This is a genomic window from Pseudomonas sp. 14P_8.1_Bac3, from assembly GCF_025466085.1.
Taxonomy (GTDB): domain Bacteria; phylum Pseudomonadota; class Gammaproteobacteria; order Pseudomonadales; family Pseudomonadaceae; genus Aquipseudomonas.
The window spans coordinates 26,156-44,016 of sequence record NZ_JANLOD010000033.1; the positions used below are offsets into that span (position 1 = coordinate 26,156).

Annotated in this window: 18 protein-coding genes; 16 read left to right on the forward strand and 2 right to left on the reverse strand. The window is 60.8% G+C overall.

Annotation, left to right across the window (positions count from 1 at the left end; translation table 11 throughout):
- The first annotated feature begins 267 nt into the window (after window positions 1–267).
- From puuE to NTD84_RS10520, 9 genes are all read left to right on the forward strand, one after another.
- Window positions 268–1,194 carry an allantoinase PuuE gene (gene puuE / locus NTD84_RS10480; RefSeq protein WP_262165048.1) on the forward strand — a complete coding sequence of 309 codons (927 nt, stop codon included), beginning with the start codon at window positions 268–270 and terminating at the stop codon, window positions 1,192–1,194.
- Window positions 1,191–1,706 (forward strand): 2-oxo-4-hydroxy-4-carboxy-5-ureidoimidazoline decarboxylase, encoded by a 516-nt coding sequence (gene uraD / locus NTD84_RS10485; protein WP_262165049.1) that lies wholly within the window; start codon window positions 1,191–1,193, stop codon window positions 1,704–1,706. The genes puuE and uraD overlap by 4 nt, the downstream gene beginning before the upstream one ends.
- Window positions 1,707–1,792: 86 nt before the next feature.
- Window positions 1,793–2,788 carry an allantoicase gene (gene alc / locus NTD84_RS10490; protein ID WP_262165050.1) on the forward strand — a complete coding sequence of 332 codons (996 nt, stop codon included), beginning with the start codon at window positions 1,793–1,795 and terminating at the stop codon, window positions 2,786–2,788.
- Window positions 2,789–2,907: 119 nt separating this feature from the next.
- Window positions 2,908–3,411: an ureidoglycolate lyase gene (locus tag NTD84_RS10495; RefSeq protein WP_010456681.1), complete on the forward strand. Its 504-nt coding sequence runs from the start codon at window positions 2,908–2,910 to the stop codon at window positions 3,409–3,411.
- A gap of 50 nt (window positions 3,412–3,461) precedes the next feature.
- Window positions 3,462–4,763: a urate hydroxylase PuuD gene (locus NTD84_RS10500; protein ID WP_262165051.1), complete on the forward strand. Its 1,302-nt coding sequence runs from the start codon at window positions 3,462–3,464 to the stop codon at window positions 4,761–4,763.
- Window positions 4,764–4,925: 162 nt separating this feature from the next.
- Entirely contained in the window at window positions 4,926–6,278 is a 1,353-nt protein-coding gene (locus NTD84_RS10505; RefSeq protein WP_262165052.1) for a nucleobase:cation symporter-2 family protein, read from the forward strand.
- Between the two features lie 156 nt (window positions 6,279–6,434).
- The gene (locus tag NTD84_RS10510; RefSeq protein WP_262165053.1) at window positions 6,435–7,220 is read left to right on the forward strand and encodes a DUF5020 family protein; all 786 of its coding nucleotides are present in this window, start codon (window positions 6,435–6,437) and stop codon (window positions 7,218–7,220) included.
- 1 nt (window position 7,221) lies between these two features.
- Window positions 7,222–7,599, forward strand: a complete 378-nt coding sequence (locus NTD84_RS10515) for a hypothetical protein (protein WP_262165054.1) — start codon at window positions 7,222–7,224, stop codon at window positions 7,597–7,599.
- Window positions 7,596–8,381: an outer membrane protein OmpK gene (locus NTD84_RS10520; protein ID WP_262165055.1), complete on the forward strand. Its 786-nt coding sequence runs from the start codon at window positions 7,596–7,598 to the stop codon at window positions 8,379–8,381. The genes NTD84_RS10515 and NTD84_RS10520 overlap by 4 nt, the downstream gene beginning before the upstream one ends.
- A 78-nt stretch (window positions 8,382–8,459) precedes the next feature.
- Here NTD84_RS10520 and NTD84_RS10525 read toward each other — a convergent pair whose 3' ends face one another.
- Both NTD84_RS10525 and NTD84_RS10530 read right to left on the reverse strand, forming a co-directional pair.
- Window positions 8,460–9,632 carry a patatin-like phospholipase family protein gene (locus NTD84_RS10525; RefSeq protein WP_262165056.1) on the reverse strand — a complete coding sequence of 391 codons (1,173 nt, stop codon included), beginning with the start codon at window positions 9,630–9,632 and terminating at the stop codon, window positions 8,460–8,462.
- Between the two features lie 159 nt (window positions 9,633–9,791).
- Window positions 9,792–10,724: a lipid A biosynthesis lauroyl acyltransferase gene (locus tag NTD84_RS10530; RefSeq protein ID WP_262165057.1), complete on the reverse strand. Its 933-nt coding sequence runs from the start codon at window positions 10,722–10,724 to the stop codon at window positions 9,792–9,794.
- 118 nt (window positions 10,725–10,842) lie between these two features.
- Between NTD84_RS10530 and minC the strand changes: the two genes are divergently transcribed.
- The 7 genes from minC to NTD84_RS10565 all read left to right on the forward strand — a co-directional run bounded on the left by minC (window position 10,843) and on the right by NTD84_RS10565 (window position 17,761).
- A complete protein-coding gene (gene minC / locus NTD84_RS10535; protein WP_262165058.1) occupies window positions 10,843–11,580 on the forward strand; it encodes a septum site-determining protein MinC in 738 nt (245 codons plus the stop codon).
- Between the two features lie 203 nt (window positions 11,581–11,783).
- Entirely contained in the window at window positions 11,784–12,596 is an 813-nt protein-coding gene (gene minD, locus NTD84_RS10540) for a septum site-determining protein MinD (RefSeq protein ID WP_150631077.1), read from the forward strand.
- Window positions 12,596–12,850 carry a cell division topological specificity factor MinE gene (gene minE, locus NTD84_RS10545; RefSeq protein ID WP_007944431.1) on the forward strand — a complete coding sequence of 85 codons (255 nt, stop codon included), beginning with the start codon at window positions 12,596–12,598 and terminating at the stop codon, window positions 12,848–12,850. Before minD ends, minE begins: the two co-directional genes overlap by 1 nt.
- Window positions 12,851–13,027: 177 nt before the next feature.
- On the forward strand, window positions 13,028–13,663 hold the full coding sequence (locus NTD84_RS10550) for an RluA family pseudouridine synthase (RefSeq protein WP_262165059.1): 636 nt from the start codon (window positions 13,028–13,030) through the stop codon (window positions 13,661–13,663).
- A 209-nt stretch (window positions 13,664–13,872) separates the two neighbouring features.
- Window positions 13,873–15,162: a M18 family aminopeptidase gene (locus NTD84_RS10555; protein WP_262165060.1), complete on the forward strand. Its 1,290-nt coding sequence runs from the start codon at window positions 13,873–13,875 to the stop codon at window positions 15,160–15,162.
- A 187-nt stretch (window positions 15,163–15,349) separates the two neighbouring features.
- Complete coding sequence (locus NTD84_RS10560) at window positions 15,350–15,526, forward strand: hypothetical protein (protein ID WP_262165061.1); 177 nt, start codon at window positions 15,350–15,352, stop codon at window positions 15,524–15,526.
- A gap of 78 nt (window positions 15,527–15,604) precedes the next feature.
- Window positions 15,605–17,761 (forward strand): mechanosensitive ion channel family protein, encoded by a 2,157-nt coding sequence (locus tag NTD84_RS10565; RefSeq protein WP_262165062.1) that lies wholly within the window; start codon window positions 15,605–15,607, stop codon window positions 17,759–17,761.
- Window positions 17,762–17,861 lie beyond the last annotated feature (100 nt).

Here is a 17,861-nt window from a genome sequence, read left to right on the forward strand (position 1 = left end):
TTTTCACACCCTCCCCGTCAGCCGCGGATTCACGCCCAATCTATCGCTGAACCAGAGCAGTAATGGACCTTCCATCCATTAGCTGACCCTTCAGGCAGGTTTCTTGCAGAATCATCCGAAGCGCACGACTAACGAAAAATGCGAAAATTCAGGCTTACAAAGTGGATATAAAGTTGTATACAATCAGCCCATCGCTGTGACGCCAGCCTGACTTATCATCCACAGGCACGCCACACAACCTGTCAACGAATAAGAAGGAAGACTGCAGTGAGCGCTGACTACCCACGCGACCTGATCGGTTACGGCAGTAACCCTCCTCACCCACACTGGCCGGGCAATGCCCGCATTGCCCTGTCCTTCGTACTCAATTACGAAGAAGGCGGTGAGCGCAATATCCTGCACGGCGACAAGGAATCCGAAGCGTTCCTCTCGGAAATGGTCTCGGCGCAGCCGCTGCAAGGCGAGCGCAACATGAGCATGGAATCCCTTTACGAGTATGGCAGCCGTGCCGGCGTCTGGCGGATCCTGAAACTGTTCAAGGAATTCGACATTCCGCTGACCATCTTCGCCGTGGCCATGGCCGCCCAGCGCCACCCGGATGTGATCCGCGCGATGGTCGATGCCGGCCACGAGATCTGCAGCCACGGTTATCGCTGGATCGACTACCAGTACATGGACGAAGCGCAGGAACGCGAGCACATGCTCGAAGCGATCCGCATCCTCACAGAAATCACCGGCGAGCGTCCGCTGGGCTGGTACACCGGCCGCACCGGCCCGAACACCCGTCGGCTGGTGATGGAAGAAGGCGGTTTCCTCTACGACTGCGACACCTACGACGACGACCTGCCCTACTGGGAACCGAACAACCCGACCGGCAAGCCGCACCTGGTGATCCCGTACACGCTGGACACCAACGACATGCGCTTCACCCAGGTCCAGGGTTTCAACAAAGGCGACGATTTCTTCGAATACCTGAAAGACGCGTTCGATGTGCTGTACGCCGAAGGCGCGGAAGCACCGAAAATGCTGTCGATCGGCCTGCACTGCCGCCTGATCGGCCGTCCGGCGCGTCTGGCCTCGCTCAAGCGCTTTATCGAATACGCTAAAAGTCATGAACAGGTGTGGTTCAGCCGTCGTGTCGACATCGCGCGTCACTGGCAGGAAACCCACCCGTACCAAGGGGCCGCAAAATGAGCGCCTTTCAAACCTTGAAACCCTCGACCCTGAGTCGCGACGCGTTTGTCGCGGCCTTCGCCGACATCTACGAACATTCGCCATGGGTGGCCGAGAAGGCCTTCGACCTGGGCCGGGACGCTTCGATCGACCAGATCGAAACCCTGCACCAGCGCATGAGCGACATCCTGTTGAGCGCCGATCATGAAAGCCAACTGGCCCTGATCAACGCTCACCCAGACCTGGCCGGCAAAGCTGCCGTCCAGGGCCAACTGACCGAAGCCAGCACCCATGAACAGGCTGGCGCCGGTATTCACCAATGCACGGCCGAAGAGTTCCAGCGCTTCACCGAGCTGAACGACGCCTACAAGGCCAAGTTCAAGTTTCCCTTCATCATGGCGGTAAAAGGCAGCAACCGGCATCAGATCCTCGCGGCGTTCGAAACGCGCATTCACAACTCGGTCGACACCGAATTCAAATGCGCGCTGGCGGAGATCAACAAGATCGCCCTGTTCCGATTACTGACCCTATAGCAAGCCTTGCCCGAGTATTAACAACGCGAAAATACCCAGGGCACCGCAAGCATCCCAAGCCAACTTATTAAAGGCAGACAAGAAGAATGAAAGCTTACGCCGTACCTTTCGAGAAGTTCGTCAACCTGGCCGACGCCCGCCTGGGCACCAAGATCATCTCGGTCACCGATGACTGGTTCGCAGACGCCAACCGTCTGTTCCAACCGACCCCGGCCGTGTGGAAGGAGGGCGTGTTCGATGACAACGGCAAGTGGATGGACGGCTGGGAGTCGCGCCGCAAGCGCTTCGAAGGCTACGACAGCGCAGTGATCCGCCTCGGTGTGCCGGGCTCGATCAAGGGCGTGGACATCGACACTTCATTCTTCACCGGCAACTTCCCGCCATCGGCCTCTCTGGAAGCCTGCTTCCTGGCCTCCGGTGAGCCGGACGACAACACCCAGTGGACTGAAGTGCTGTCGGCCGTCGAGCTGCAGGGCAACAGCCACCACTACCACGAAATCAGCAACGACCAGGCCTTCAGCCACCTGCGCTTCAACATCTACCCGGATGGCGGCGTGGCCCGTCTGCGCGTGTACGGCATTCCATTCCGCGACTGGTCCGCTGTCGGCGACAGCGAGCAGGTCGACCTGGCTGCAGCTCTGAACGGTGGCCGCGCCCTCGCCTGCTCCGACGAACACTTCGGTCGCATGAGCAACATCCTCAACCCGGGTCGTGGCATCAACATGGGCGACGGCTGGGAAACCGCGCGTCGTCGTACCCCGGGCAATGACTGGGTCATCGTTGCGCTGGGCCATGCCGGCGAGATCGAGAAAGTCATCGTCGACACCCTGCACTTCAAGGGCAACTACCCGGACACCTGCTCGATCCAGGGCGCGTTCGTCAAGGGCGGCACCGACAGCCAGATCGAAACCCAGTCGCTGTTCTGGCGTGAACTGTTGCCGGCGCAGAAACTGGAAATGCACGCCGAACACACCTTCGCCGAGCAGATCAAGGCCCTGGGCCCGATCACCCACATCCGCCTGAACGTGTTCCCGGATGGTGGTGTGAGCCGCCTGCGCGTGCTGGGCAAGGTCGCTAAATAAGCGCTGAACCCAATCGCCAGCAGGCTGGCTCCCACAGGGAACGCATTCCCAATGCGGGAGCTAGCCTGCTAGCGATAGCAATAGAAACCACAACACAGAATTCGGATAAGAAGACCAGCATGCGCACACTGACGATTGAACCGCTGACCAAAGAAGCCTTCGCCCCTTTCGGTGACGTGATCGAAACCGACGGCAGTGATCACTTCATGATCAACAACGGTTCGACCATGCGCTTCCACAAACTGGCGACGGTGCAAACCGCCACGCCAGAGGACAACGCGATCATCAGCATCTTCCGCGCCGACGCGCAGGACATGCCGCTGACCGTCAGCATGCTGGAGCGTCATCCGCTGGGCAGCCAGGCTTTCATTCCGCTGCTCGGCAACCCCTTTCTGATCGTGGTCGCGCCCCTTGGCGATGAACCTGTATCAGGCTTGGTCCGCGCCTTCGTCACCAACGGCAGGCAGGGCATCAATTACCATCGCGGCGTCTGGCACCACCCGGTGCTGACGATCGAAAAGCGGGATGACTTCCTGGTGGTTGATCGCAGTGGCACAGGCAATAACTGCGATGAGCATTTTTTCAAAGAGGATGAGCGTTTGATCCTCGCCCCCCACCAATAAGAGAAGGTCTGATCACTCGACGACAGAGTGACAGGCGAGAGGTAAAGACTGTGGAAGCACATCTGTTGGAATGGCTGAACCTGAGCGTGCGCTGGGTTCACATGATTACTGGCGTGGCCTGGATCGGTGCGTCGTTCTATTTCGTCTGGCTGGAAAACAACCTCAATCGGGTCAACCCGAAAAGCGGCCTGGCCGGCGATCTGTGGGCGATCCACGGCGGCGGTATCTACCACCTGGAAAAATACAAACTGGCCCCACCGACCATGCCGGACAACCTGCACTGGTTCAAATGGGAAGCCTACTTCACCTGGATGTCGGGGATCGCGCTGCTGTGCGTGGTGTTCTACTCCAACCCGACGCTGTACCTGCTGGCACCGGGCAGCACCCTGAGCGGTCCTGAAGGCGTGGCCATCGGCATCGGCTCGCTGTTCATCGGCTGGTTCGTCTACTCCTTCCTCTGCGACTCGGTGCTGGGCAAACGCCCTGCCCTGCTCGGCGCCATCCTGTTCGTGCTGATCATCGCCGCGGCTTACGGCTTCAGTAAGGTGTTCAGTGGCCGCGGCGCCTACCTGCACGTCGGCGCGATCATCGGCACCATCATGGTCGGCAACGTGTTCCGCATCATCATGCCGGCCCAGCGCGCACTGGTCGCGGCGATTGCCGAGAACCGCACGCCGGACCCGGCACTGCCGGCCAAAGGCCTGCTGCGTTCGCGGCACAACAACTACTTCACCTTGCCGGTGCTGTTCATCATGATCAGCAACCACTTCCCAAGCACCTACGGCAGTCAGTACAACTGGCTGATCCTGGCCGGGATCGCGGTGCTGGCGGTGTTGGTGCGTCACTACTTCAACACCCGTCACGACAGCCACAAGTTTGCCTGGACTCTACCCGTCGCCGCGGTGGGCATGATCTGCCTGGCCTACGTGACCGGCCCGGCGCAAATGCCGAGCGCACCGGAAGTGGCCAAGGCCCCTGGCACCATCGAGTACCAGCCGCTGCCGGAAACCGCCCTCGGTGGCGGGGCCAAACCTGCTGAAGCCAAACCGGCCGCGCCGGCCGCGGCACCGGCCCAGGCGTCCAATGCCGGTCCGGGGTTCGACAAGGTGCACAGCGTGATCCAGGAACGTTGCGCGGTCTGCCACTCGGCCAAGCCGACCAGCCCGCTGTTCAGCGCCGCACCGGCCGGTGTGATGTTCGACACCCCCGAGCAGATCCGCCAGAACGCGCCGCGCATCCAGGCTCAAGCGGTCGCCAGCCAGATCATGCCACTGGGCAACATCACCCAGATGACCCAGCAGGAACGTGACCTGATCGGCGCGTGGATCGTTCAGGGAGCCCAGACCAATTAGCCGTTGAAAGCATCGCCAGCAAGCCGGCTCCTACGGATCCATGTCGTTCAGAAATGATACGACCGACCCGAAACCCGTAGGAGCCGGCTTGCTGGCGATTGGCCGCGCTGCGGTCTACCTGATGCAAAAAATCACAAGAATAAAAAAGATCCGAGGTGTTGCATGTCCGAGCTATCCGAAGCACGCATCCCCGACGCACCCGCCATTCAGCGTTTGCCCCTTTTGCAACTGATCCTGGTCGGTCTGCAACATGTTTTGCTGATGTACGGCGGAGCCATCGCGGTGCCGCTGATCATCGGACAGGCCGCTGGCCTGAATCGTGAAGAAATCGCCTTTTTGATCAACGCCGACCTGCTGGTGGCCGGCATCGCCACCATCGTCCAGTCGCTGGGCATCGGCCCCATGGGCATTCGCATGCCGGTGATGATGGGCGCCAGTTTTGCCGCGGTCGGCAGCATGGTCGCCATGGCCGGCATGCCCGGTATCGGCATGCAGGGCATTTTCGGCGCGACCATTGCCGCCGGGTTCTTCGGCATGCTCATCGCGCCGTTCATGTCCAAAGTCGTGCGCTTCTTCCCGCCCCTGGTGACCGGCACGGTCATCACTTCGATCGGTTTGTCGCTGTTCCCCGTGGCCGTCAACTGGGCTGGCGGCGGTGCCGGCGCCAGTCAATTCGGTTCACCGATCTACCTGGCCATCGCCGCGCTGGTGCTGGGCACCATCCTGTTGGTTCATCGCTTCATGCGCGGTTTCTGGGTCAACATTTCGGTGCTGATCGGCATGTGCCTGGGTTATGTGATTTGCGGCTTGATCGGCATGGTCGACCTCAGCGGCATGGCCCAGGCGCCGTGGCTACAGATCGTCACCCCACTGCACTTTGGTATGCCGACGTTTGAACTCGCGCCGATTTTGTCGATGTGCCTGGTGGTGGTGATTATCTTCGTCGAGTCCACCGGAATGTTCCTCGCCCTGGGCAAGATCACCGGCCAGGAAGTCTGCCCACGGATGCTGCGTCGCGGTCTGCTGTGCGATGCCGGCGCTTCGTTTTTCGCCGGGTTCTTCAACACCTTCACCCACTCCTCGTTCGCCCAGAACATCGGCCTGGTGCAGATGACCGGCGTGCGCTGCCGCTCGGTGACGATCGTGGCCGGCGGTTTGCTGGTGGTGCTGAGCCTGCTGCCGAAAGCGGCCTTCCTGGTCGCCTCGATTCCACCGGCCGTGCTCGGCGGCGCGGCGATTGCGATGTTCGGCATGGTCGCCGCCACCGGCATCAAGATTCTCCAGGAAGCCGACATCGGTGACCGCCGCAACCAGTTGCTGGTGGCCGTCAGCATCGGCATGGGCCTGATTCCCGTGGTGCGGCCGGAGTTTTTTTCGCACCTGCCTCTGTGGATGAGTCCGATCACCCACAGCGGGATTGCCATGGCCACGATCAGCGCGCTGTCGCTGAACCTGCTGTTCAACATCCTCGGCGGCCGTGACCGCACAGCGATCAACGACTGCCACGCGCACTGACAGATAACGCTCCCCCCAGTGGGAGCGGGCTTGCCCGTGAAGAGGCCATCAGCTTCGACATCATTGTTGACTGACACACCGCCTTCGCGAGCAAGCCCGCTCCCACAGGCTGGGGTTCCTGCGCCTTGCAAAAATAACAACAAGGAGGAGCAACAGATGATTCGGACTCAGACAAACACGCTGTTGGGCGGCGGTCTTCTCGCCGCGAGTCAGGCCATGGCCGGCGACCTGCTGCTGTGGCAGACCAACAGCCTGAGTTACCTGTACGGCAAGGATTTCGCCGTCAATCCGTCGATCCAGCAGACGGTGACGTTCGAGCACGCCGATCGCTGGAAGTACGGCGACAACTTCCTGTTCGTCGACAGCACCTACTACAACGGCGAAAAAGACCGCAACAAAGGCGTGCACGCTTACTACGGCGAGTTCAGTTCACGCCTTTCCTTCGGCAAGATCCTTGATCGTCATTTCGCACTCGGCCCGATCAAGGACGTATTGCTCGCCATGACCTACGAAAATGGCGAAGACGATACCGAAGCCTATCTGATCGGCCCCGGTTTCGACCTGGTGGTGCCGGGTTTCAACTTCGTCACCCTGAACTTCTACCGACGCCATACCGAAGGCTCGCGCCCCGGTGACGGGGTCTGGCAGGTCACGCCGGCCTGGTCCTACACCCTGCCGCTGGGCAATTCGAGCGTGCTGTTCGACGGCTATATCGACTGGGTCGTGGACAACGACCAGAACGCACACGGCACCTACCACGCCAACCTGCACGTCAATCCGCAGATCAAATATGACCTGGGCAAAGTCCTGGGCTGGGGGGAAAAACAGCTGTATGTCGGCGCCGAGTACAGCTATTGGAAAGACAAATACGGTATCGAAAACAACGGCAACCTCGACACCAATGAAAACACCACCAGCCTGCTGGTGAAGGTGCACTTTTAAGATGGCCCGCAACCGTGCCCCAAACCTGTCGTCGGTGCGCTGTTGCGGGGCACTTGAGACCTGGCCAAGGAGTCAGTATTCTCCGCGGCCGCCTGAATCCGCTTTAAAAAAAAGCCCGGATTTAATTCCTGACCAGAAGGCCAACTTATCCCGGCCCTGGACGGTATCAAGGCCTTCCGACATCCCTCTCAATCGACAGCTCCTGAGCCGCCGAACGGGAGTTTTTTTGCGTTTTGAAAGCCTTGGCGCAGCTCTTGCTAACAGCACTGAAGCTGACCGATTGGATGATTTTTTACCGCTGCAGAAAAAGGCGCCACACCAGAGCGCCGACCTTAAAAAAATAACGTCGAACACCTACTTTTTGGGAGCAACCGAATGAAACGTACGTGCACTAGCCTGATGCTGGCGGGATCGTTGCTGGCCGGGGGCCAGGCCATGGCCGGCGATTTGCTGCAATGGCAGAACAACAGCCTGACCTACCTGTATGGCAAAGACTTCCAGGTCAACCCGCGGATTCAGCAAACGGTGACCTTCGAACACGCCGATGGCTGGAAATACGGGGACAACTTCTTCTTCTTCGACAAGATCTTCTACAACGGCAAAGAAGATGCCTTCGCCGGTAAGAACACCTACTACGGTGAATTCAGCCCGCGCCTGTCGTTCAACAAGATTTTCGACCAGAAACTCGAATTCGGCCCGATCAAAGACGTGTTGCTGGCCATGACGTACGAGTTTGGCGAAGACGATACCGAGTCCTACCTGATCGGCCCTGGTTTCGACCTGGCCATTCCGGGCTTCGATTACTTCCAGCTGAACTTCTACAACCGTCATACCGAAGGCGACCGTCCGGGCGACAATATCTGGCAGATCACCCCGGTCTGGTCCTACACCATTCCGGTGGGCGATTCGAACATCCTGATCGATGGTTTCATGGACTGGGTGGTCGACAACGACGTCAACAAAAAAGGCGAATACCACGCCAACCTGCACTTCAATCCGCAGGTCAAGTACGACCTCGGCAAGGCGCTGAACCTGGGCGAGAAGCAGCTGTACGTGGGTGTCGAGTATGACTACTGGAAGAACAAGTACGGCATTGAAGACAGCCAGGGCTTCAAGACCGATCAGAGCGTGACCAGCTTCCTGGTGAAGTTCCACTTCTGATCCCAAAAGCATCGCTGGCAGGCCAGCTCCCGCAGTTGTGTGGGAGCTGGCCTGCCAGCGATAGCCGCACTGCCGATCTCATGCCGAAACCGCAGGTTCCACTAACCCAAGAAACCGGCACAACTCAGCCTTCTTGGCCAACGCATCGCGCCGGCCCAGATCAATCAACTCGCTGCAATACCCCGCCTCGAACAGCAGGTAACTCAGCACCCCTGCCCCACTGGTCTTGGTCGCCCCCGGCCCGCGCAAGAACAAACGTAACGCCGCCGGCAATTCCTGCCGATGCCGTGCCGCAATCTCGTCGATCGGCTGGCTCGGCGAAATCACCAGCACTTCCACCGGCGCCACGCCAAGCGTCCGAACCGGCGTACCGTCGGGCATCAGGTGACTGAACTGATTGAGCCGCTGCAGCAACTCGATGTCGCTCTCCAGGCTGTCGATGAACGTACTGTTGAGCATGTGTCCGCCGATCTGCGCGAGCGTCGGTTGCTGCCCGGTATAGGCCCGTTGCAGCGGCTGTTGCGGGTCGACGCCGCGCGGGTTGCCGCTGACGCCCACCACCAGCACGCGGCTGGCGCCCAGGTGCAGGGCCGGGCTGATCGGCGCCGATTGGCGGACCGCGCCGTCGCCGAAATATTCTTCGCCGATTTTTACCGGTGCAAACAACAACGGAATGGCCGAGCTGGCGAGCAAGTGCTCGACCGTCAATCGGGTCGGAACGCCGATGCGCCGATGCCGCAACCAGGCGTCGATGGTGCCACCGCCCTGGTAGAACGTCACCGCCTGACCGGACTCATAGCCGAATGCAGTGACCGCGACAGCCTGCAACTGCTGTTGCGCGATGGCCTCGGCGATGCCGGTCATGTGCAGTTTGTCGTCGAGCAACCCGCGCAGCGGCGAGCTGTTGAGCAGCGCCACCGGCACCTGAGCGCCGATGCCGAGCAGGCTGTGCCCGACGAAGCGGCTGGCCTGATGGATCACTCCCGGCCAATCGCTGCGCAACACCAGATGACTGCGAAAGCCCTGCCAGAAGGCGGTCAGGCGTTCGATGGCGCCACGAAAGTCCATCGCCCCGCTGGCCAGGCTGACCGCGTTGATCGCTCCGGCCGACGTGCCAACGATCACCGGAAACGGATTATTCGCGCCGGCCGGCAGCAGTTCGGCAATCGCCGCCAGCACGCCGACCTGATAGGCCGCCCGAGCCCCGCCGCCGGAAAGAATCAACCCTGTAACCGGTTCCGCAGGACTCATCGCAACGCTCCATGGTGCTGGGTGGGAGGTCATGGCTCCAACCCTGTCTGATACAAAACCTTGCTCCCGAGGTCGTCAATTATGACGCTGGCAACCTGGCACCCCGCGGTGGTCTCAGGTTTCTCGCGAGCAAGCTCACTCCTACAGGGGATCGGTGGTTCAACCGCGTTTTGCGTACAGCTTGGGTTCACCCGGTGGACGGCTCTTGAAGCGGCGATGGGCCCAGAGATATTGCTCCGGGCAGTCGCGCAGCACGCCTTCGACCCACTGGTTGATCCGCAGGCAATCGGCCTCTTCACTCTCGCCGGGAAAACCCTCGAGCGGCGCGTGGATCACCAGTCGGTAACCGCTGCCGTCCGCGAGGCGCTCCTGAGTGAACGGCACCACCAGCGCCTTGCCCAGCCGCGCAAACTTGCTGGTCGCGGTCACAGTCGCAGCCTGAATGCCGAACAACGGCACGAAGACGCTTTGCTTGGCGCCGTAGTCCTGATCCGGCGCGTACCAGATCGCCCGGCCGGCGCGCAACAGCTTGAGCATGCCGCGTACGTCCTCGCGCTCCACGGCAAGCGAGTCGAGGTTGTGGCGCTCACGGCCGCTACGCTGGACGTAATCGAACAGCGGATTCTTGTGCTCGCGGTACATGCCGTCGATGGTGTGCTGCTGACCGAGCAACGCCGCGCCGATTTCCAGGGTGGTGAAATGCACGGCCATCAGGATCACGCCCTTGCCGTCGCGCTGGGCCTTTTTCAGGTGTTCCAGGCCTTCGACGTGAGCCAGCTTCGCCAGACGCTCGCGCGACCACCACCAGCTCATGGCCATTTCAAAGAAGGCGATACCGGTGGAAGCGAAATTTTCCTTGAGCAGGCGCTTGCGCTCGGCCAGGGATTTTTCAGGGAAACACAGTTCAAGATTGCGTCGGGCGATGCGCCGTCGGTCGCCGGCCAGGCGATACATCAGGGCACCCAACGCGCGACCGATAAACAGCAGCGCCGGATACGGCAATTGAACGATCAGCCACAACAGCCCCAGCCCACACCACAGCGGCCAGAAACGCGGCATCAGAAATGTTTTTCGAAAACGCGGGCGATCCATTAAAGCTTCCGGAAAGACGATGGCCGCGCATTCTACATCGTTCGACCCGGCTTGCGGCTGGCGAGCGTTCTCGTTATAAGTCTCGGCACTTTTAGTGACAAGCCGTTGTATGCCGACCATGAGCCAAACCGACCTGCTAGACCAAGATCCCGTGTTCCAGTTGAAGGGCAGCATGCTCGCCATTACGGTGCTGGAGCTGGCCCGCAACGACCTCGACGCCCTTGATCGGCAACTGGCCGCCAAGGTCGCCCAGGCGCCCGGCTTCTTCAGCAACGCGCCGCTGGTGCTGGCGCTGGACAAGCTTCCAGCCAGCGAAGGCGCGGTCGATTTGCCAGGCTTGATGCGTGTCTGTCGCCAGCATGGCCTGCGTACCCTGGCCATCCGCGCCAGTCGCATCGAGGACATCGCCGCCGCCATCGCGGTCGACCTGCCGGTGCTGCCGCCGTCCGGCGCCCGCGAGCGTCCGCTGGAGTCGCCCGCAAACGTCGCGCCGAAGAAGCCGGAAAAACCGCCGGAACCCACGATCAAACCGACCAAAATCATTACCTCGCCGGTACGCGGTGGCCAGCAGATCTACGCCCAGGGTTGCGACCTCGTGGTGATCTCCTCGGTCAGCCCGGGGGCGGAACTTCTCGCCGACGGCAACATCCATGTATACGGGCCGATGCGCGGTCGTGTCCTGGCCGGGGTCAAAGGCGACACGAAAGCGCGGATTTTCTGTCAGCAGATGAGCGCTGAAATGGTCTCCATCGCAGGCCACTACAAGGTTTCGGAGGATCTGCGTCGCGACCCTTTATGGGGGGCCGGCGTACAGGTCAGCCTGTCGGGCGATGTGTTGAACATCATTCGGCTTTAACGGATACTGCCGCATTTTCCAAGCATCTCTAAAACGTAGCGAAAACGGCTCAAACGAAGTAGGAAAATGGTCAAAAGCGTGTTTACCAGCGGGTGAACACCGTTCAGGACCAGATTCCAGCCAAGGCTGTCCGACTGCAGTCGTTTTTTTCAAGAGATGTTTTTCAGGGACCAGAAGTCCTTTTTCCTTAGGGGTGAAACACCTTGGCCAAGATTCTAGTGGTTACATCCGGCAAGGGTGGTGTGGGTAAGACCACCACCAGTGCTGCTATCGGTACCGGCCTCGCACTGCGCGGGCACAAGACAGTGATCGTCGACTTCGACGTCGGTTTGCGTAACCTCGACCTGATCATGGGTTGCGAGCGTCGCGTCGTGTATGACTTCGTCAACGTAGTGAACGGCGAAGCCAACCTGCAACAGGCCCTGATCAAAGACAAACGCCTGGAAAACCTCTACGTACTGGCCGCCAGCCAGACTCGCGACAAAGACGCGCTGACCGTCGAAGGCGTGGAAAAAGTCCTGATGGCGTTGAAGGAAGACTTCGAATTCGTGGTCTGCGATTCCCCGGCCGGCATCGAGAAAGGTGCTCACCTGGCCATGTACTTCGCCGATGAAGCGATCGTCGTGACCAACCCGGAAGTCTCCTCCGTGCGTGACTCGGACCGCATGCTGGGCCTGCTGGCCAGCAAATCGCGTCGCGCTGAAAACGGCGAAGAGCCGATCAAGGAACACTTGCTGCTGACCCGTTACAACCCGCAACGCGTCAGCGATGGCGAGATGCTCGGCGTCGAAGACGTCAAGGAAATCCTCGCCGTGACCCTGCTGGGTGTGATCCCTGAGTCCCAAGCGGTGCTCAAGGCCTCCAACTCCGGCGTGCCGGTGATCCTCGACGACCAGAGCGACGCCGGTCAGGCGTACAGCGATGCGGTCGATCGACTGCTGGGCAAAACCGTGGAGCATCGTTTTCTCGATGTGACGAAGAAAGGATTCTTTGAGCGTCTGTTTGGAGGCCGGTAATGAACATTTTTGACTTCTTTCGTGCTAACAAGAAGCCCAGTACCGCCTCGGTAGCGAAAGAGCGTCTACAGATCATCGTGGCGCATGAACGCGGCCAACGCAGTACCCCGGACTACCTGCCCGCCTTGCAGAAGGAACTGGTCGAGGTGATCCGCAAATACGTCAATATCGGGTCCGATGACGTGCACGTCGCCCTCGAAAACCAGGGTAGCTGCTCGATTCTGGAACTCAATATCACCCTGCCAGATCGCTGAGTCGATCCGGCGGGAGCCACGGCGGCTCAGGCTTTCAGCACCCCGTAGGAGCGAGCTTGTTCGCGATGATTGGTCAGACACCTTGATGGCGACTGACACACCATCGCGAGCAAGCTCGCTCCTGCAGGGATAGCGGAGGCCTGAGTCGCCGTTGGCGTTTGTTACGAGGCTGCTTTAATGCCGTTGTCCAACATCCGCATCATCCATCAGGACGCCGCCGTACTGGTGGTGGATAAACCGACCCTGTTGCTCTCCGTGCCTGGCCGGGCCGATGACAACAAGGACTGCCTGATCACCCGCCTGCAGGAAAACGGCTACCCGGAAGCCCGCATCGTCCATCGCCTGGACTGGGAAACCTCCGGCATCATTCTGTTGGCCCGTGACCCGGACACGCATCGCGAGTTGTCCCGGCAATTTCACGACCGCGAAACCGAAAAAGCCTACACCGCACTCTGCTGGGGCCAGCCGGCACTGGACAGTGGCAGCATCGACCTGCCCTTGCGCTACGACCCGCCGACCAAGCCGCGCCATGTGGTGGATCACGAGTTCGGCAAAAACGCCCTGACGTTCTGGCGCGTGCTCGAGCGGTGCGGCGACTGGTGCCGCGTCGAGCTGACGCCCATCACCGGCCGCTCCCACCAGTTGCGCGTGCATATGCTCTCCATTGGCCACCCGCTGCTGGGCGACGGGCTTTATGCCCATGAGCAGGCGCTGGCCGCCTGGCCACGGTTGTGCCTGCACGCGAGCATGCTCAGCTTTACCCACCCCCAGACCGGCGAGCGCTTGCGCTTCGAATGCCCGGCACCGTTTTAACAGCTAATGCAAAACCCTGTGGGAGCGGGCTTGCTCGCGAAAGCGGTGCGCCATTCGACATCGGCGACGACGGGTAGATCGTATTCGCGAGCAAGCCCGCTCCCACAGGAATTATCGTCCGCCCAAATCACCGGCGTGGGCACGCCATCCCAGCAGCCAATTTCTGGACCAATACGTTAAACTGGCGCCATTGCTGTCTGGAGCTACTTATGCGCGAAGAGTTGAACCAAGGCCTGATCGATTTCCTCAAGGCCTCCCCTACCCCGTTCCATGCCACCGCCAGCCTTGTTCAACGCCTGGAAGCGGCGGGCTACCAACGTCTCGACGAGCGCGAGCCGTGGACCACCGAAGCCAACGGTCGCTACTACGTCACCCGCAATGACTCTTCGATCGTCGCGATCAAGATGGGCCGCCATTCGCCGCTGCACGGCGGCATCCGCCTGGTCGGCGCCCACACCGACAGCCCGTGCCTGCGGGTCAAGCCGCAACCTGAACTGCAACGTCAGGGGTTCTGGCAGCTGGGCGTCGAAGTCTATGGCGGCGCGCTGCTGGCTCCATGGTTCGACCGCGACCTGTCCCTGGCCGGCCGCGTGACCTTCCGCCGCGATGGCAAGGTCGAAAGCCAGCTGATCGACTTCAAGGCACCGATTGCGATCATTCCGAACCTGGCCATCCACCTCAATCGCGAAGCCAACATGGGCTGGGCCATCAACGCCCAGAACGAATTGCCGCCGATTCTCGCGCAGTTTGCCGGTGACGAACGCGTGGACTTCCGCGCCGTCCTCACCAACCAACTGGCCCTGGAACATGGCCTGAACGCCGACGTGGTGCTCGATTACGAGCTGAGCTTCTACGACACCCAGAGCGCGGCGGTTATTGGCCTGCATGGCGACTTCATCGCCGGCGCACGCCTGGACAACCTGCTGTCGTGCTACGCCGGCCTGCAAGCCCTGCTGACGGTGGACACCGACGAAACCTGCGTGCTGGTCTGCAATGACCACGAAGAAGTCGGCTCGTGCTCCGCGTGCGGTGCCGACGGCCCGATGCTCGAGCAGACACTGCGTCGCCTGCTGCCTGAAGGTGACGAATTCGTACGCACCATTCAGAGATCCCTGCTGGTCTCGGCCGACAACGCCCACGGCGTGCACCCCAACTACGCCGACAAGCACGACGCCAACCACGGCCCGAAACTCAACGCCGGCCCGGTGATCAAGGTCAACAGCAACCAGCGCTACGCCACCAACAGCGAAACCGCCGGTTTCTTCCGCCACCTGTGCATGGCCGAGGAAGTACCGGTGCAAAGCTTTGTGGTGCGCAGCGACATGGGCTGCGGCTCGACCATCGGCCCGATCACCGCCAGCCACCTGGGCGTGCGCACCGTGGACATCGGCCTGCCGACGTTCGCCATGCATTCGATCCGCGAGCTGTGTGGCAGCCATGACCTGGCGCACCTGGTAAAAGTGTTGAGCGCGTTCTACGCCAGCCGCGAGTTACCGTAATCCCTGTAGGAGCGAGCATGCTCCGGGCGGCGTTCCGACGATGGGCGTCAACGATAACGCTGGCATCATGAATGCCAGCGGAGTCTGAACCTCCATCGTCGGAGCGCCGCCCGGAGCATGCTCGCTCCTACAGATGACACGAAACTTGCCTAAACTTTGAATATCACTCACGACAAGGCCGTCGCCCATGATCTCGATGTCTTCCTTCCACGCCATGCTCATCCCGATCCTGATCGGCATGATCCTGCTGGCCTTCGGCTTCAATTTCCGTGACAAGAATGCCGGCGTGTTCGCGATGTGGATCGGCATGCTGACTATCCTCGCCACCATCATTTTCAAGATCCTCGCCAAACTCAACGAATAAATCCTCGCCCCTGGCTCGCATTGATTTTGACGGGCTCGTACACTCGGTCGATCTGCTTCTTTCAAGGTTGACCGCCTAGTGCTCGCTCGTCTCTTTGCTCTGCCCTGCCTATTCCTCGTCTGCCTGATGACGTTGCTGCCGATCACGCCCGCCCAGGCCGTTGGTTTGCCGAGCCTGCTCAACAGCTCGGCGAAAACCCAACCCGAGGCGCAAGAACCCCTCGGCCAGTCCCTTGACGAGGTCATCAAGTCGCTGGAGAACGATCAGCAGCGCACCAAGCTGCTGGCCGACCTGAAGAAACTGCGCGATGCCACCAAGCAAGCCCAACCCGCGACGGAACAAGGCGTACTCGGCCTGATCGGCGGGACACTGGCCAACTTCGAAAAACAATTCTCCGGCGCCGACAGCCCGCTCACCCGCTGGAGCCAGGAATTCGAACTGGCCCAGGATGAACTGCAGGCACTGGCGCTACCGGTCAACGAATGGCTGCCGATCATCTTTGCCTTCGCCATGATCCTGATGGTCTGGAGCCTGCTGGCGGCCGCGCTGATCTGGCTCGGCCACCGGGTACGGATGCGCTTCGGCCTCACTGAAGAATTGCCGCAACACCCCAAGGCCCTCGACATGCTGCGCTTTGCCCTGCGCAAACTCGGCCCGTGGCTGATTGCCTTGGTCATCACCGTGTACATGAGTTATGCCCTGCCCTCGTCATTGGGTAAAAGCCTGGCGATGGTGCTGGCCTATGCGCTGGTGGTCGGCACGTGTTTTTCCGCGATCTGCGTGATTGCCTTTTCGTTGCTCGACGGCCCCCACCGTCACCGTGCGCTGTACATCCTGCGGCATCAGGCCTTTCGGCCGTTGTGGCTGATCGGCAGTTTCGCCGCATTCGGCGAAGCCGTGAGCGACCCGAGACTGGTCGCCAGCCTGGGTATTCACCTGGCGCACACCGCCGCCACCGTCGCCAACGTGCTGGCCGCGCTGTCCACCGGGCTTTTCATCCTGCGCTTCCGCCGCCCCATCGCCCACTTGATCCGCAACCAGCCCTTGTCGCGGCGCCTGACCCGCCGCGCCCTTAGCGACACCATCGATATCCTCGGGACCTTCTGGTACGTGCCGGCCCTGCTCCTGGTGGCCATTTCGCTGTTCGCCACGTTCGTCTCCGCCGGCGACACCAGCACCGCGCTGCGCCAGTCGCTGATCTGCACCGTGCTGGTAGTCCTGTGCATGGTCATCAACGGGCTGGTACGTCGACATGCGCTGAAACCGCAACGCGGTGTAAAACGCCATGCGCTGTATTCCGAGCGCCTGAAAAGCTTCTTCTACACCCTCGCCCACCTGGTGGTGTGGCTGACGTTCATCGAGCTGGGCCTGCGGGTCTGGGGCATGTCGCTGATCGCGTTCACCGAAGGCGAAGGCCATGAAGTCAGCGTCAAACTGTTCAGTCTCGGCGGCACGCTGATTTTTGCCTGGTTGATCTGGATTCTCAGCGACACCGCGGTGCACCACGCACTCACGCGCTCGCGCAAAGGCCTGGCGAATGCGCGCGCGCAGACGATGATGCCGTTGATCCGCAACGTGCTGTTCGTGGCGATTTTCATTGTGGCGCTGATCGTCGCCCTGGCGAACATGGGCATGAACGTCACACCGCTGCTGGCCGGTGCCGGCGTGATCGGCCTGGCCATCGGTTTCGGCGCGCAGTCGCTGGTCGCCGACCTGATCACCGGGTTGTTCATCATCATCGAAGACTCGCTGGCCATCGACGATTACGTGGATGTCGGCGGCCACCTCGGCACCGTCGAAGGGCTGACGATTCGTACCGTACGCCTGCGGGATATCGACGGCATCGTCCATACCATCCCGTTCAGCGAAATCAAAAGCATCAAGAACTACTCACGGGAGTTTGGCTACGCGATTTTCCGCGTGGCGATCCCTGCGAACATGGACATCGACAACGCGATCAAACTGATGCGCGACGTCGGCCAGAAGATGCGCAGCGATCCGCTGCAACGGCGCAACATCTGGTCGCCCCTGGAAATTCAGGGAGTCGAGAGTTTCGAGTCAGGCAACGCGATCCTGCGGGCCCGCTTCAAGACAGCGCCGATCAAACAGTGGGAAGTTTCCCGTGCGTTCAACCTTTCGCTGAAACGTCATTTGGACGAAGCCGGGCTCGATCTGGCGATGCCGCGCATGACCGTGCAGGTGGTGACTGCGGGCGGCGGTCAGGTCACGGAGTAACCCTGAAACCTGAACCCTGTAGGAGCGAGCTTGCTCGCGATGGTAGCGCAGACGACACGGGCATTCAGACAGCCAGCGTTATCGTTGACGACCATCGCGA

Excerpts from the sequence above, each read along its gene's own strand:
- uraD (WP_262165049.1), top strand. The coding sequence starts at position 1,191 with ATGAGCGCCTTTCAAACCTTGAAACCCTCGACCCTGAGTCGCGACGCG.
- alc (WP_262165050.1), top strand. The coding sequence starts at position 1,793 with ATGAAAGCTTACGCCGTACCTTTCGAGAAGTTCGTCAACCTGGCCGAC.
- NTD84_RS10495 (WP_010456681.1), top strand. The coding sequence starts at position 2,908 with ATGCGCACACTGACGATTGAACCGCTGACCAAAGAAGCCTTCGCCCCT.
- NTD84_RS10505 (WP_262165052.1), top strand. The coding sequence starts at position 4,926 with ATGTCCGAGCTATCCGAAGCACGCATCCCCGACGCACCCGCCATTCAG.
- NTD84_RS10510 (WP_262165053.1), top strand. The coding sequence starts at position 6,435 with ATGATTCGGACTCAGACAAACACGCTGTTGGGCGGCGGTCTTCTCGCC.
- NTD84_RS10515 (WP_262165054.1), top strand. The coding sequence starts at position 7,222 with ATGGCCCGCAACCGTGCCCCAAACCTGTCGTCGGTGCGCTGTTGCGGG.
- NTD84_RS10520 (WP_262165055.1), top strand. The coding sequence starts at position 7,596 with ATGAAACGTACGTGCACTAGCCTGATGCTGGCGGGATCGTTGCTGGCC.
- NTD84_RS10525 (WP_262165056.1), bottom strand. The coding sequence starts at position 9,632 with ATGAGTCCTGCGGAACCGGTTACAGGGTTGATTCTTTCCGGCGGCGGG.
- NTD84_RS10530 (WP_262165057.1), bottom strand. The coding sequence starts at position 10,724 with ATGGATCGCCCGCGTTTTCGAAAAACATTTCTGATGCCGCGTTTCTGG.
- minC (WP_262165058.1), top strand. The coding sequence starts at position 10,843 with ATGAGCCAAACCGACCTGCTAGACCAAGATCCCGTGTTCCAGTTGAAG.
- minE (WP_007944431.1), top strand. The coding sequence starts at position 12,596 with ATGAACATTTTTGACTTCTTTCGTGCTAACAAGAAGCCCAGTACCGCC.
- NTD84_RS10550 (WP_262165059.1), top strand. The coding sequence starts at position 13,028 with ATGCCGTTGTCCAACATCCGCATCATCCATCAGGACGCCGCCGTACTG.
- NTD84_RS10555 (WP_262165060.1), top strand. The coding sequence starts at position 13,873 with ATGCGCGAAGAGTTGAACCAAGGCCTGATCGATTTCCTCAAGGCCTCC.
- NTD84_RS10560 (WP_262165061.1), top strand. The coding sequence starts at position 15,350 with ATGATCTCGATGTCTTCCTTCCACGCCATGCTCATCCCGATCCTGATC.